Source organism: Pseudomonas sp. MWU13-2517, from assembly GCF_023242545.1.
In the GTDB taxonomy this organism is placed as follows: domain Bacteria; phylum Pseudomonadota; class Gammaproteobacteria; order Pseudomonadales; family Pseudomonadaceae; genus Aquipseudomonas.
The window spans coordinates 186,879-201,983 of record NZ_JALMFA010000008.1; the positions used below are offsets into that span (position 1 = coordinate 186,879).

General features: G+C 61.5%; 11 protein-coding genes. 4 read left to right on the top strand and 7 right to left on the bottom strand.

Annotated features, from left to right (window positions below; translation table 11 throughout):
• Nucleotides 1–105: 105 nt before the first annotated feature.
• Both M5B97_RS13745 and lpxH read left to right on the top strand, forming a co-directional pair.
• Nucleotides 106–606 (top strand): peptidylprolyl isomerase, encoded by a 501-nt coding sequence (locus M5B97_RS13745; protein ID WP_123717841.1) that lies wholly within the window; start codon nt 106–108, stop codon nt 604–606.
• Nucleotides 607–608: 2 nt separating this feature from the next.
• Entirely contained in the window at nt 609–1,358 is a 750-nt protein-coding gene (gene lpxH, locus M5B97_RS13750) for a UDP-2,3-diacylglucosamine diphosphatase (RefSeq protein WP_134657710.1), read from the top strand.
• A gap of 155 nt (nt 1,359–1,513) precedes the next feature.
• Here the strand turns inward: lpxH and M5B97_RS13755 are convergent, their stop codons facing one another.
• The 7 genes from M5B97_RS13755 to M5B97_RS13785 form a co-directional block, all read right to left on the bottom strand.
• Nucleotides 1,514–3,043: a DHA2 family efflux MFS transporter permease subunit gene (locus M5B97_RS13755; protein WP_248731731.1), complete on the bottom strand. Its 1,530-nt coding sequence runs from the start codon at nt 3,041–3,043 to the stop codon at nt 1,514–1,516.
• Nucleotides 3,043–4,242 carry an efflux RND transporter periplasmic adaptor subunit gene (locus M5B97_RS13760; protein ID WP_248731732.1) on the bottom strand — a complete coding sequence of 400 codons (1,200 nt, stop codon included), beginning with the start codon at nt 4,240–4,242 and terminating at the stop codon, nt 3,043–3,045. The genes M5B97_RS13755 and M5B97_RS13760 overlap by 1 nt, the downstream gene beginning before the upstream one ends.
• Before the next feature lie 15 nt (nt 4,243–4,257).
• Nucleotides 4,258–5,709 carry an efflux transporter outer membrane subunit gene (locus tag M5B97_RS13765; RefSeq protein WP_134657713.1) on the bottom strand — a complete coding sequence of 484 codons (1,452 nt, stop codon included), beginning with the start codon at nt 5,707–5,709 and terminating at the stop codon, nt 4,258–4,260.
• Complete coding sequence (locus M5B97_RS13770) at nt 5,706–6,179, bottom strand: MarR family transcriptional regulator (protein ID WP_123717845.1); 474 nt, start codon at nt 6,177–6,179, stop codon at nt 5,706–5,708. Before M5B97_RS13770 ends, M5B97_RS13765 begins: the two co-directional genes overlap by 4 nt.
• A gap of 348 nt (nt 6,180–6,527) precedes the next feature.
• The gene (locus M5B97_RS13775) at nt 6,528–10,199 is read right to left on the bottom strand and encodes a translocation/assembly module TamB domain-containing protein (RefSeq protein ID WP_248731733.1); all 3,672 of its coding nucleotides are present in this window, start codon (nt 10,197–10,199) and stop codon (nt 6,528–6,530) included.
• On the bottom strand, nt 10,199–11,926 hold the full coding sequence (locus M5B97_RS13780) for an autotransporter assembly complex family protein (protein WP_248731734.1): 1,728 nt from the start codon (nt 11,924–11,926) through the stop codon (nt 10,199–10,201). The genes M5B97_RS13775 and M5B97_RS13780 overlap by 1 nt, the downstream gene beginning before the upstream one ends.
• Before the next feature lie 64 nt (nt 11,927–11,990).
• Complete coding sequence (locus M5B97_RS13785; protein ID WP_248731735.1) at nt 11,991–12,632, bottom strand: GNAT family N-acetyltransferase; 642 nt, start codon at nt 12,630–12,632, stop codon at nt 11,991–11,993.
• A gap of 167 nt (nt 12,633–12,799) precedes the next feature.
• Between M5B97_RS13785 and xthA the strand changes: the two genes are divergently transcribed.
• Together xthA and M5B97_RS13795 are read left to right on the top strand one after the other, a co-directional pair.
• A complete protein-coding gene (gene xthA, locus M5B97_RS13790) occupies nt 12,800–13,612 on the top strand; it encodes an exodeoxyribonuclease III (protein WP_123717850.1) in 813 nt (270 codons plus the stop codon).
• A 118-nt stretch (nt 13,613–13,730) separates the two neighbouring features.
• Nucleotides 13,731–15,062: a phosphate ABC transporter substrate-binding/OmpA family protein gene (locus M5B97_RS13795; protein ID WP_248731736.1), complete on the top strand. Its 1,332-nt coding sequence runs from the start codon at nt 13,731–13,733 to the stop codon at nt 15,060–15,062.
• Nucleotides 15,063–15,105 lie beyond the last annotated feature (43 nt).

Genomic DNA, 15,105 nt, shown 5'->3' on the forward strand with positions numbered 1-15,105 from the left:
TTCCTGCCGGGCACGCTAAACTGCGCGCCTTGGCCGCAGTTTCGCCATACCGGTCGTGGTGCCCAGGCACCCAAACCCACGAATTCCCTGAAAAGAGTAGTGAACATGACTCAAGTCAAACTGACCACCAACCACGGTGACATCGTCATCGAGCTGAACGCCGAGAAAGCGCCGATCACCGTCGCCAACTTCATCGAGTACGTGAACGCCGGCCACTACGAAAACACCGTTTTCCACCGTGTCATCGGCAACTTCATGATCCAGGGCGGCGGTTTCGAGCCTGGCATGAAAGAAAAGAAAGACAAGCGTCCAAGCATCCAGAACGAAGCGGACAACGGCCTTTCCAACGACAAGTACACCGTCGCCATGGCCCGTACCATGGAGCCGCATTCGGCCTCCGCGCAGTTCTTCATCAACGTCGCCGACAACGCCTTCCTGAACCACAGCGGCAAGAACGTGCAGGGCTGGGGCTACGCAGTATTCGGTAAAGTGACCGAAGGCCAGGACGTCGTCGACAAGATCAAAGGCGTGCAGACCACCGGTAAAGCCGGTCACCAGGACGTTCCGGTAGAAGACGTTATCGTCGAGAAAGCCGAGATCATCTAAGCGTGATAGTGCTTATTTCAGACTTGCATCTGGAAGAGGAACGCCCGGACATTACCCGGGCGTTTCTGGATCTGCTCCAAGGCCGCGCCCGTGGCGCCCAGGCGTTGTACATTCTGGGGGACTTCTTCGAAGCCTGGATTGGCGACGATGGCATGACCCCTTTCCAGCGTTCCATCTGCGAAGCTCTGCGCGAACTGAGCGACAGCGGCACCCCGATTTTCATCATGCACGGCAATCGCGATTTCCTGATCGGCAAGGCGTTCTGCAAAGCCGCAGGCGCCACCTTGCTCAAGGACCCGAGTGTCGTGCAGTTTTACGGCGAGCCGGTGCTCTTGATGCACGGCGACAGCCTCTGCACCCGCGATGTCGGCTACATGAAGCTGCGGCGCATCCTGCGTAACCCGATTGTGCTGTTTATCCTGCGCCACCTGCCCCTGAGCACCCGGCACAAGCTGGCGCGCAAGCTGCGCAGCGAAAGCCGTGCGCAAACGCGCATGAAGGCCAACGACATTGTCGATGTCACCCCCGAAGAAGTACCACGGGTGATGCAGCATTTCGGTGTGCGCACCCTGGTCCATGGCCACACGCACCGTCCCGCCATTCACAAGCTGCAGATCGGTGATCAGGCGGCCAAGCGCATTGTGCTGGGGGACTGGGATAAACAAGGGTGGGCGTTGCAGGTCGATGAGCAAGGGTTTCAACTGGCGGCGTTTGACTTCGTCAATCCGCAATTGGCGTTGCCTGGGGCGTGAGCCTCGGACACCCCGAATCCCTTTTTGAACAAAGATCCAAATGTGCGAGCGGGCTTGCTCGCGAAGACGGTGTGCCAGTCAGCTCATTGGTCGACTGAACCACCGCCATCGCGAGCAAGCCCGCTACTACATTTTTTGACCGCATACACCGGGTATCAGTGGCCGGAGGCCTCCGGCCCCGCCTTCGCCCCAAACGGCGGCTTGGCCAGCCACACCAGCAAAATCAGGCCCATGAACATCCACCCCAACAACGTGAAGTAATCCACGGTGGACATCATGTACGCCTGGCTGGTGAGGATCTGGTCCAACTGGGTGTAGGCCTTTTGCCCTGCCCCACCCAGCGCATTCAAGGCGTCGCGGGTGGCCGAGTCGTAGGTGGTCATGTTCTCGCTCATGTACGCGTGGTGCTGGTCCGCCCGGCGAATCCAGATCCAGGTGGTCAGCGATGCCGCGAAGCTGCCGCCCAGGGTACGCAGGAAAGTCGCCAGCCCCGCGCCGTCGGCAATCTGTTGCGGCGGCAGGTCGGACATCAGGATGCTCAAGGTCGGCATAAAGAACAGCGCCACACCGATGCCCATGAACAATTGCACCAGGGCGACGTGCTGGAAGTCCACTTGGTTGGTGAACCCGGCGCGCATGAAGCAGCTCAAGCCAATCGCCAGGAACGCCAGGCCCGCCAGCAGGCGCAGGTCGAACTTGTGCGCGTACTTGCCTACGAATGGCGACATCAGCACCGGCAAAATACCGATCGGCGCCACCGCCAGCCCGGCCCAGGTTGCGGTGTAGCCCATCTGGGTCTGCAACCATTGCGGCAGGATCAGGTTGATGCCGAAGAAACCCGCGTATCCCAGGATCAACACGATGGTGCCGATCCGGAAGTTGCGGTAGGCGAACAGCCGCAGGTTGACCACCGGGTGCTTGTCGGTCATTTCCCAGATCACGAACACCGCCAGGGCAATGGCCGAGATGACGGCGCCCATGATGATGAAGTTGGATTCGAACCAGTCCAGGTCGTTGCCCTTATCGAGGATGATCTGCAAGGCGCCGACCCCGACGATCAGGCTCAACAGCCCGACATAGTCCATCGGCTGATGGCTGGTGACCACCGGACGTTTCTTCAGCTGCGAACGCACCACCATCACCGCAAAGATGCCGATGGGCACGTTGATAAAGAAGATCCACGGCCAGCTGTAGCTGTCGGTGATCCAGCCGCCGAGGATAGGCCCGGCGATCGGCGCCACCACCGTGACCATCGCCAGCAGCGCCAGGGCCATACCCCGTTTTGCCGGCGGATAAACCGCGATCAGCAACGTCTGGGTCATCGGGTACAACGGCCCCGCCACCAAGCCTTGCAGCACGCGAAAGCCGATCAGCTCGGGCATCGAGGTGGACACACCGCATAGAAACGATGCCAGCACGAACAGGATCGTCGCCCATAAAAACAGCTTCACCTCGCCGAAGCGCCGGCTCAACCAGCCGGTGAGCGGCAACGCAATTGCGTTGCTCACCGCAAACGAGGTGATGACCCAGGTACCCTGCTCCGAACTCACCCCCAGGTTGCCGGAAATGGTCGGCAACGCCACGTTGGCGATAGTGGTGTCGAGCACCTGCATAAAGGTCGCCAGCGATAGGCCAATAGTGGCCATCAACAGGCTGGGTGGCGTGAAGGAGGCGTTATTGCTCATCAGCGTTGCACAGCCTTGGGAGCGGCGACGCTGTTGTCATGGATCAACTGGGTGATCATGGCGTCGGCTTCGGCCAATTGACGGTCATACACATTGGTGGTGAACGAGGCCTTTTGTGGCGCCTGTTGCGCCAGTACCGGGCCGCTTTGGTCGTGCAGGTCTACATTGACCAGGGTGCTCAGGCCCACCCGCAACGGGTTCTTGGCCAGTTCTTCGGCGTTGATGTGGATGCGCACCGGTACCCGCTGCACGATCTTGATCCAGTTACCGGTGGCGTTCTGCGCCGGCAGCAGGGCAAATGCGCTGCCGGTACCGGCGCCGAGGCTGTCGACAGTACCGCTGAATTTCACGTCGCTGCCGTAGATATCCGCTTCAATGTCCACCGGCTGGCCGATGCGCATATTGCGCAGCTGGGTTTCCTTGAAATTGGCGTCGATCCACAGCTGGTCCAGCGGGATCACGGCCATCAAGGCGGTGCCCGGCTGCACGCGTTGGCCCAGTTGCACGGTGCGCTTGGCCACATAACCGGTAACCGGCGCGATCAACGTGCTGCGGGCGTTGGTCAGGTAAGCCTGACGCAGTTGCGCGGCGGCGGCTTGTACGTCGGGATGAGAGCTGATCACGGTGTCGTCCACCAGCGCGTTGCTGGTCTTGAGTTGCTGCTCAAGGTTGGTCAGCGCGTTCTTCGCGGCGGTCAGGCTGTCACGGGCATGGGACAGTTCTTCCTGGGAAATCGCCCCGCCCTGGGCGAGGGTCTTACGACGGTTGTAGTTATCCTGGGCTGTCTGCACATCAGCTTTCTGGGCATTGACCTGGGCTTTCATACCGTCGACGTTGCTGTACAAACCGCGCACCTGGCGCACGGTGCGCGCGAGGTTGGCCTGGGCACTTTGCAGGCCGACGGCGGCATCATTCGGGTCGAAGTTCACCAGCACCTGGCCTTCGTGGACCAGGTCGCCATCGTCGGCGCCGATGCTGACCACGGTGCCGGTGACCAGCGGGGTGATTTCCACCACGTTGCCGTTCACATAAGCGTCGTCGGTGCTTTCGCTGAAGCGACCGTAGAACTCATACCAGCCCCACACGCCCACGGCACCGAGGATGACGATCAGCGCCAGGAGCAGCAGCATCACCTTGCGTTTGCGAGGGTTGCTGTCGTTGGTTTGTTCGTTTGCGTTGTTGCTGTCGGCAGTGGCCATGACAAATACCTCAAATTATTCCGTGCGTGTGGCTGGGGTGGTTGCGGCCACGTTATTGGCGTTGAACCCGCCACCCAGGGCCTGCATCAGTTGAATCGACAAATCGATCTGTGCCGCATTCAGGGTCGCCAGCTGGCGCTGGGCCTGCAGCAATTGCTGTTCGATGCTGAGCACATCCAGGTAGCTACCGATCCCGGAGCTGTAGCGTTGCATACCGGTGTCAAAAGACTGCTTGGCAATGTCCGCGGCGTGCTGCTGGGCCTGAATCTGCCGTGCGGTGTCGCGCAGCTGGGAAAGGGTGGTACCGATATCGCCCAAGGCTTGAACCAGGGTTTTGTTGTACTGAGCGACCGCCAGGTCGTAATCGGCGTCGCGAGCATCGAGGTCGGCACGCAGGCGGCCACCATCGAAGATCGGCAAGGAAATCGTCGGCGCAATGCTGAAGAAACGGCTGGCCGACCCGAACATCGCATCCCCCAGCAACGACTCGGCACCGGCGCTCGCGCTCAGGTTGAGGTTGGGGTAAAAGCGGGTTTTGCTTGCGTCGATATTTTTGCTCGCCGCCTCTACGCGCCAGCGCGCTGCGATCAGGTCCGGGCGCCGGCCCAGCAGCTCGGCCGGCAGCACCGACGGCACCGCCACGGCGCTGGCTTTCAACACACTCGGGCGGGCCAGTTCGTTGCCACGATCGGGGCCTTTACCGAGCAATACGGCGAGGGCGATCTTGGCGCTTTGCAGTTGTTTTTCCGCATCGATCAGTTGCGATTCGGAGCTGGCTTCCAGGCTTTCGGTCTGTTGGTACTGGTACTCGCTGTCGATACCCGAACTCAGGCGGCGCTTGCTCAGGTCGAGCATCTGGCGAGTGCGCTTGAGGTCATCATCGGCCAGGTCACGCACGATGTGCGCCTGGCCCAGGTCGCTGTAGGCCTTGGCGACGTTGGCGGCCAGGGTCAGGCGCGCGGCCTGCTGGTCGACTTCGGCGGCGCGGGCCTGGCCCAACGCGGCTTCCCAGGCGGCGCGCTGGCCACCCCAGAGGTCGAAGTTGTAATTGAAGCCGGCACTGATGTTACGCACGGTGGCGTAGGCATCGCCCTGCCCTCGCGGGTCCTGATCCTTGGCCAACCGCGAGCGGCTGACACCGGCGCTGGCATCCAGGGTTGGCAGGCGTGCGGCGTCGGCGGCAAAGGCAGCGGCTTCGGCCTGATGAGCGCGGGCACTGGCCACTTGCATATCGGGGCTGTTTTGCAGGGCCTCGCGGATCAGGCCGTCGAGTTGCGGGTCGCCCAGGCTTTTCCACCAATCGGCGGTGGGCCAGGCGGCCGTCGAGAGGGTCACGCCGCTGAGAGATTTGCCGGCTTGCAGTGTGTTCGCGTCGAGGCGTTTGCCTTGGGTGTCGAGGCCGCTGTAGTTAGCGCAACCGGCCAGGGTCATCGCCACCAGCACCAGGCTGAGTGTGCGTGTGTTCATTGATCACCTACCCGCTGGATGACGATAGCGTCACCGGCAGCTACCAGAATTTTCTTGAGAATGCGTTCGAGGGTCTGCAATTCGCCGGGCTCCAGGGCACCGGCCAGTTCGTTCATCGACTGGGCGCCGATATAAGGCAGCATGTCCGCCAGGCGCTGGCCGTCCTCCGTGAGCACCAGTTGCACCTGGCGCCGGTCTTGCTCGGAACGCTTGCGCGCCAGCAGGCCCTTTTGTTCCAGGCGGTCGAGCATGCGCGTCATGGAGCCGCTGTCCAGGGACAGGTTGCGACACAGCTCGGCCGGGGTGTCGACGTCGAATTGGGCAATGATGATCAACACCTTGAACTGCGCGGCAGTCACGCCGTGAGGTTCCATATGGGTGTCGATAATGCGGTCCTTGAGCAACGCGGCTCGGCCCAACAGGAGACCGAGGTGACAGTTGCGGAAACTGTCAGGGGTGAAGTGGGCCATCGGAAGTCACCTTATTACTGCCTAGGCAGTGAATGTATGACAAGATGTTACTGCTTAGGCAGCGAATGTCAAATGGAATTATTAGCTTGCTTGGTAATGTGAAAGGGGGGGCTTGCTGCCGATAGCAATGAATCAGCCAGTTTATCTGTGACTGTTACACCGCTATCGGCAGCAAGCCCCCCCAAAAAGTACCGTCTGTAGGCGCGAGCTTGCTCGCGAAAAACGTCAACGATAACGCGCGTTGCCTGAATCAACGCGGCGCCTGTGAGTTCTTCGCGAGCAAGCTCGCCCCTACAAAAAGCTTTGGCTGGCTGGCATCAACCAGCCTATTTCTTGAGCGAGTAAGACTTAGAAATCCCTTTTGTAGAAGATATCCAGCGAACTGGCCACACCACTGGCCACTTCCAGATACACCTTCTTGCTGAGCAGATAGCGCAGCGCGATGGTGTTGGCCGGCTCGAACACCCCTACCCCGTAACGCAGGCTGAGCTTCTCGGTGATCTTGCCGCTGGCCACCACGGCGGTGGTGTTGCCACTGCCCTGGGTGTCGAGTTCGAAGTCCTGGATACCCAGGTTCTTGGCGATGTCCGAGGTCACCCCGGCGCTGCCCATCAGACCCAGGCCCAATGCCGCTTGGGCGAGCACGTTGTTGTCTTCGCCAGTGGTACTCAGCGGACGCCCCAGCACCAGGTAGGACAGCGCCTGCTCCTGGCTCATGGCCGGCTCCGAGAAGATCTGCGTGGTGGGCTGCTCGGCGCTGCCACTCAGACGGATACCGGCGGTGACGTCACCGGTCTTGCGAATGGCTTCGATGTCCAGGTAGGGCTGGTCGAGCGGCCCGGCAAACAATAGCCGAGCGCGTCGCACATCGAGTTTCTGACCATAGGCACGGTAGCGACCGTCGTTGAGCCACAGCTCGCCTCGGGTGTCCATGTTGTCGCCGATATGCACCTGGCCCTGCACTTTGGCGGTAAGACCGAAGCCGGCGAAATTGAGCTGATCTTCGCCCACCACCACGTCGATATCCATGGCCATCGCCATCGGCGGTTTGCCTTCTTCGGTCTGGCTGCCGACGATGACCGTGTCATCCGAGACCTTGACGGTCGACGGCGGCAATTCACGCACGGTGATATCGCCGCGCGGGATGTGCACCTTGCCGGCGATGGCCAGCTTGTCGCCCTTGAGGCTGATCTTCAGGTCGGGCGCCACTTCCAGCACGGCGTATGGCTCCACCGTCACCGGCAGTTGCGCCCCCTGCAAATTGAGGTCCACCGCCAGGGCCTGGCCCCAACCGATATGGCCCTTGAGGCTGCCCTGGCCAGCCTTGCCGCTGCGCCAAGCGCCGTTGAGCTGCACGTTCTCACCGGCGATCAGCGCCTGCACATTCAGGTTCTCCAGGCTCACCGGCAATTCAGGCCCGGAAATCTCGCCGCCCACCAGGTCTACGTTGCCGTTGACCTGCGGCGCGAGCAATCCACCGGAGATGCGGCCGCTGCCATTGAGCTTGCCGTTGAGCTTTTCCACCATCGGCACAAAGGGTCGCGCCACCGCAAGGTCCAGACCGGTCAAGCTGAAATTGCCGGTGATCGGTTTGTTCTTCGGCAACGGGTTGATCTGCGCTTGTAACAGCAACTCGCCGAGCTTGCCGCCACGGAAGTTGAGCTGGGTGTCGATGCGCTTGGGGTTGAGGGTGGTCTCCAGTTTCAGGGTGTCGTAGGGGAAATCCAGCCACTGGTTCTTGTCCTTGACGCGCAACGTACCGCCACTGGCATCCACTGCGACCACACCCTTAGGGCCGCTGGCGGGCAGGTCGAGCTGCACGTCGGCGTTGAGCTTGCCCTGCCAGGCAAAGTCTTTCGGCAAGAATGCCGCCAGGCTGTCAATCGGGAATTGCTTGAGGTGGTAACGCAACTTGGGTTCGGGCATCAGGCGTTGATCTTCACCGCACAGGCTGGCGGCGCCGGACACCCAGCAATGCGCCGCGAAGGTCAGTTTGCCGTCCGCCAGGCGTTCGATCTTTGCCGGGGCTTGCAGCTTCCAGTCCTGGCCACCGGCTTGCACATCGCCACTGGCCAAGCGTCCGCGCCAGTTGCCTTTGTCGAGATTGCCGTCCAGGGCCAGGGCCAGCTTGACCAACGGGCCGACCAGATCCAGTTGGACTTTCTGGTTCTTGATATCGCCTTGGGCGCTGGCGGTCAGGGTGCCGACCTGGGTCTCGCCGGCCTGGATGCCGCTGCCCTTGAGATCGACTTTGGCGCGCTGGGCGCTGTCCAGCGTGGCATCGAGGTTCAGGCTTTGCAGGCGGTTGTCGGCGAATGCCAGTTGCTGGCCTTTGAGGTCGAGCTTGCCTTGGGGCGCCTTCAGGCTGCCGGCGACGTTGATCCGCCCATCGATCTGGCCGCGCAATTGCGGCCACAACTGGGCCAGCCGCGCCAGCTTGATATCGATCTGCCCGGCCAGGCGTTGTTGCAGGCTGCCACTGCCGTTGATGCGGTTGTCGCCCAGGCGGATATCCAGGTTGGCCAGGGTCCATTGTTCGCCCACGCCTTCGGCCTTGGCCGCCAGCACGGCGGTTTGCCCACGCAGGCGGCCCTTGAGGTCCAGGTCGGCGTTCAGTTTGAGCTGTTCGTTTTTGAACTCGCCCTTGCTGCGCAGTGGGCCTGCCAGGGTCCCCGGCAATTCAGCGACCCAATACGCCGGGTTCAGCGCCGACAGGTCCAACGCCGTGTCCCAGGCGATGCCGTCGGCAAATTGCAGGTTCAGGTGGCCCTCGGCCTTGCCTTGGCCGGCGGTGAGTTTCAGCTCAGGCAGGAAGATTTGCTTGAGGTCACCGCTGAACGGCGTGACCACATTGAACGTACCGGCCGGGCCATCGAGGTCGGCCTTGAGGTTGCCGAGGTAGTTGCCGTCTTTGTAGGAGACTTCACCCTTGAAGGTACGCACTGCAACCTGCGGCTCTTCGATCACTGGGTAGAGGCGATGCCACGGGAAATCCAGCCAGTCGACCTTGGCGTCGGCGCTGAAGCCTTGTTGCCAGTCCAGATTGGCGCTGAGCTTGAGGCTTTGCTTGTCGCCGGCAGTCAGGTCCAGCCCGGCAATCTGCGCGCCCTTGGCGTCGACCTTGCCTTGCAGCAACAGGTCCACCGGAGCTTTTTCCGCCGGCAACACAGCCTTGCCAAGCAATTGGTAACCGTTGTGCAAATCACCCTTGGCGGTGAGGTCCAGTTGATTGAGTTGCAGGGTGTCAGGCAGGTCGGCGCTGGCCTTGAAGCTGTCGGCGGTGATATGCAATTGCGCGGGGAGGTTTTCCACCAGGGGTTGCAGTTCGCCGCTGAGCTTGGCGGGCAGGTAGCCGCTGCTGTCGGCGTCGAGCTTGAGGGTCTTGAGCAAGTCGCCATCAACCTTGAGCGCAACCTTCCACGGCGCGCCGCCCGGGGCGTACGGCAGGCTCAGGTTACCGGAGGCGGTCAAAGGCCAGTCGCCCGCAGGTTGCAGCAGGCCATTGAGGTCCAGCACCAGACCGTCGCGCTGCAGGTGCACCGAATCGATCTGCAGGCCGGCCGCCGTCCAATGCGCCGCCAATTGCAGGCCCTTGAGTTCTTCGCTGCCGTTAAATAACAGGCTACCGACGCGAACCTCGCCCAATTGGATGGCAAGCGGCAACTTCAACTCAGGCAATTGGATCGGCCCGCTGCTTTCTTGCGTACTGGGGGGAAATTGCAGGCTGACCTGCTCCACGTCCAGCTGATTGATACACACGGTCATGCGCAACAGGCAGGCCGGCGACCAATCGAATTTCGGCGCATTGAGCTCGACGCGGCTGGTGCCCTGTTGCCACAGCAGGTGATCGGCACTCCACTGGCCACCCAAATGGCCCTGGAAATTCTCGACGCTCAAACCCGGCACCTGGCCCAGCGCCCAACGACTGCCCGCCTGGGTGCCGAGCAGCGTCCACGACGCCAGGAGCACTAAAGCGAGGACCGCCGCCACGGCCAGCCCCGCTATTTTCAAACCACGCATCACAGCTCAGGCCCCATGGAAAAGTGCAATCGAATGCCGCCCGGATCTTCGAGGGCATGGGCCAGGTCGAGGCGGATCGGCCCCACCGGCGAGACCCAGCGGATACCGACGCCGACACCGGTTTTCAGGCTGGGCATGTCCAGGGTGTTGAACGAGTTGCCCTGGTCGATAAAGGTCGCGATCCGCCATTTCTCGGCGATGGAATATTGATACTCAGCGCTCAGGGCCACCATGTAGCGGCCGCCGATACGGTCGCCAAGGTCGTTCTCTGGCGACAACGTCTGGTACTCGTAGCCGCGCACGCTCTGATCACCACCGGCAAAGAAACGCAGCGAGGGCGGCACGGATTTGTAGCCGTTGGTGGCACTGCCGCCGAACTGTGCACGACCCAGGAAGCGATGGTTGTCCCACAGCGTGGTCAAGCCCTTGATGGTCGCCGTGCCGTAAAGCAGGTTGGTGTCGGAACCGAAGCCTTCCTTGGCGACCTTGGTATCGAACATCAAGCGGTAGCCGTTATGGGGGTCGATGCGGTTGTCGCTGCGCAGGTAGGAATAACTGATGCCCGGCATCACCAGGTTACTCAAGCCGGAATCATTGCCCAGGCGATATTCTTCGCGCTGGTACTTGAGCGAGATGATACGGGTCCAGCCGCTGGGCAACTTGCTGTGCCATTCGGGACCGACAGTGAGCAATTTACTCAGGGTGTCGGTGCCGGCCAGTTCTTCGTTCTGGTAGCCGCCAGCAAAGCGCAACTTGTCGGTCAGCGGCGGGTCGAGCGGCACGTCGTACCACAGGCCGACGTTCTGGCGCGGCGCCGACAATTCAGCTTCCCAGCCGTAGCTATGGCCTTGGGAGTTGACCCAATGGCGGGTCCAGTTGGCCTTGCCGCGCGGGCCGACGTCGGTCGAGTAACCAAGGCCCAGGCCCATGGTGCGGGGCTTGCGGGTTTCCAGTTGCACGGCCACCGGGATCACGTCGTCGGTAGCCGCAGCAGGCGCGGCGTCGACGCGCACACCTTCGAAGAACCCGCTTGCCTGCAGGTTCTGGTTGAGTTCGGCGATCAATTCGGAGTCGTAGGGGGTGCCGCTTTTGAACGGCACCATGCGTTGCAGCAGGTCGGCATCGAACGGCGTGTCGCCGGTGAAGTTGACCTTGCCCATGCTGTAGCGGTTGCCGCTGTCGTAAATGAGTTCGATATCGGCCACGCCCGCCTTGGGGTCCACCGACAGTTTCTGGCTGGTAAAGCGCCCGCTGAAAAAGCCGTAGCGTGAGGCCTGGTTCTGGATCAGACGCTTGGCGTCTTCGTAATGGCCATGGTTGAGCGCGGCGCCGGGCTTGAGGTCGTCGCCGGCCGGCACGCGAAACGCCTTGAGGCTCGCGGCCGGGCCGTCGACCCGAATGGTCACGTTGCGCAAATGCACCGGTTCGCCGGGGTCGATGGTGAGGATCAGGCGCGGATTCTTGCCGCCCTTCACATCGCTGGCGATCTGTGGCTGATAGAAACCCAGAGCCTGCGCCGCTTTACGCGCCTGCTCCTCGGCGCCACGGCTGAACCGCAGCAACGCTTCTTCATCACGGTCGCCAACCCCGCCGATATAGCCTTCGATGTTGGCTTTCAACGCGTCGTTTGAGGGGTTGACCCGCACGTCCAATTCGCTTTGCGCCAACGCGCCGCAGCTTGTGAACAGCAGAACCAAGCCGCTGGTAAATCTTCCTGGAAACTTCATAGGCGCGGATGCTACACGAGCTGGGGAGACACTTTGAACTCGGAATTGTCTGAATAATTCTGTCTTAAGCCGTTGCAGCATGTAACGCCTGGGGATTGGGGTGAAAAAACACATGCTCCAGCACCGGTCCCACGGCGACTTCACCAATTTCCTCATAGCCCTGGCGTTTGTAGAACTCCAGGTAACGGGAGTTGCCGGTGTCGAGCACCACGCCCGAGGAGTGCGGGTCTTCGGCGCACCAGTTGTGCACCGCCTCAAGCAGTTGCTCGCCGTAGTGTTTGCCCTGGAATTGCGGGTGAATGCCCAACAGTGGCAACACGTGCACCGCATCCCCCGGCAGGCACGCCAGCACCGCGTGATGGTATTCCAGGTAACGGCGCGTACCGCGCACGCCGGTGCTCAGCCACATACGCAGTTGCCAGGCCCAGCTCTCGGTGATCCCCAGGCGCCGTTGCGGTGGCGCGATCAGGGCGACGCCGATCAAGCGGTCGTTCACCAATAAGCCGATGGCGGGCAAGTTCTGGAAGAAATGCTGCTTGACCAGCTCGCGCACCGTGGCCCGCACACGTTGCTCGTAGCCCGGGCGCTCGGCTTCGAAGATGTAGGCAAAGGTCGGTTCATGGCGATAGGCCTGGTACAACAATGAACGGGCTTCGCGGGAATAACCGCTGTCGAGCAGGTGAATCTGGGCCATGGTGTCAGGCATACGTTCAATCTCCCTGGGCGCCATTGAAAGATGGCGTTCTTATGGGTACGAACTTGTACGGCGCGAGTCGTTCCCAGACATTAGCAGTGCATCCACCCTGCCGCCACGCTGGCCCCCGTCCGACTTGTCGGCTAGCATCGCCGTTTTGCCAGACTGGACTGCCGACCATGAAAATCGTCTCCTTCAATATCAACGGGCTGCGCGCCCGCCCTCATCAGCTGGCGGCGTTGATCGAGAAACACCAACCCGACGTGATCGGCCTGCAGGAAACCAAAGTCCACGATGACCAGTTCCCCTTGGCCGAAGTACAAGCCTTGGGCTATCACGTTTACTACCACGGGCAAAAAGGCCATTACGGCGTGGCGCTGCTTTCCCGCAAGGAAGCCCTGAGCGTGCACAAAGGCTTTGCCACGGATGAAGAAGACGCCCAGCGCCGTTTTATCTGGGGCACCTTCGCGGATGAAAATGGCCAACCGGTCACCATCATGAACGGCTATTTCCCCCAGGGCGAAAGCCGCGACCACCCTACCAAGTTCCCGGCCAAGCAGCGCTTCTACGAAGACCTGCAACAGTTGCTGGAAAGCCAGTTCAGCAATGAACAAGCGCTGGTAGTAATGGGCGACGTGAACATTTCCCCGGAAGATTGCGATATCGGCATCGGTGCCGACAACGCCAAGCGCTGGCTGAAAACCGGCAAGTGCAGCTTCCTGCCGGAAGAACGCGAGTGGATGGCGCGCCTGAAGAACTGGGGCCTGGTGGACAGTTTCCGTCACCTGAACCCGGAGGTGGCCGACCGTTTCAGTTGGTTCGATTATCGCAGCCGCGGTTTTGAAGACGAGCCCAAGCGTGGGTTGCGCATCGACGTGATCCTGGCGTCCAACGGCTTGCTGTCGCGGGTCAAGGATGCGGGCGTGGATTACGAGCTGCGCGGTTTGGAAAAACCATCGGATCATGCGCCGATCTGGCTCGAATTGAGCTGATCAACCCTGTGGGAGGGGGCAACCCCCTCCCACCTTTGCCTATCGCCTACCCGTCATATTTATGCAACCTGCCTGACTTAATCTCGCGGCACTCCCTTTGGCTTGAGAAGGTGCCGGCATGAGGCTGCGCGTTCTGTTCCTGTTGACCCTCTTCCCCTTCTTCGCTGTTGCCGCTGCCCTGCCCGTTCCTGACCAAGGCCCTGCGTTGCGCATTCAGGGCTCCAACACCATCGGTGCGGCACTGGGGCCGGCGCTGGTCAAAGGCTTGATGGTGCAACAGGGCCTGCAGGGTGTACACATCGAACCGGCTGAAGGCGCCAATGAACAACGCATAGTCGGCAGTACTCGCCAAGGTAAAACGGTGACTATCGAGGTGGCGGCACACGGCTCGAGCACCGGGTTTGCCGCGCTGAAAAGGGCCAATGCCGACGTGGCTGCGTCTTCGCGCCCAATCAAGGACAGCGAATTGGTCGACCTTGAGCCTCTGGGCGACCTGAAAAGCCCTGACGCCGAGCAAGTGATCGCCATCGATGGCCTGGCTATCATCCTCAACCCGCGCAACCCGCTCAACACTTTGAACACCGAGCAGTTGGCGCAGGTTTTCAACGGGGATATCAGCACCTGGGAAGCACTGGGCGGGGTCGGTGGCACCATTCATTTGTATGCGCGGGATGATCAGTCCGGCACCTATGACACGTTCAAGGAGCTGGTATTGAGCCGGCGCGGCAAGCCCCTGGCGCCAAGCGCCCAGCGCTTCGAGTCCAGCGAAGCACTGTCGGATGCAGTGAGCCATGATCCCCAAGGCATCGGTTTTATCGGCCTGCCCTATGTGCGCCAGGCCAAGGCCGTGGCGATTGTCGACGGCGACTCCCAACCCATGTTGCCGCTGGCCAGCCTGATTGCTACCGAAGACTACCCGTTGTCTCGCCGGCTGTTCTTTTACCTGCCGCCGTCCAACCGCAACCCGTGGGCCAAAGCCCTGGTGGACTTTACCCAGAGCGGCAAAGGCCAGGCGATGGTGGCGGCCAACGGGTTTATTGCCCAGCAGGTGCAGGCGATCGGAGTGGAGCCACGCCCCTCGATGCCCGAGGACTATCAAGCCATCGCGCGTGACGCCCAGCGCCTGACCGTAAATTTCCGCTTCGAGGAAGGCAGCGCCAGCCTGGACAGCAAGGCGCGCCAGGATTTGCAGCGGGTGGTGGCGTACCTGAAAGGCCACGGCAAGCTCGACAAGAAGGTCATGCTGGTGGGGTTCGGCGATATGAAGAACGATCCGCAACGGGCAGCGCTGCTGTCGAAGCTGCGGGCGATGGCTGTGCGGCGGGAACTGGTCAAGAGCGGCGTGGTACTGCGCGATATCCGTGGCTTCGGCGCGCAGATGCCGGTGGCGACGAATTCCGCGGATGAAGGCAGGATCAAAAACCGGCGGGTGGAGGTGTGGGTGTACTGAACCCCTGGGGATTTGCGCCGTTGATACAGGCCTCATACCGGGC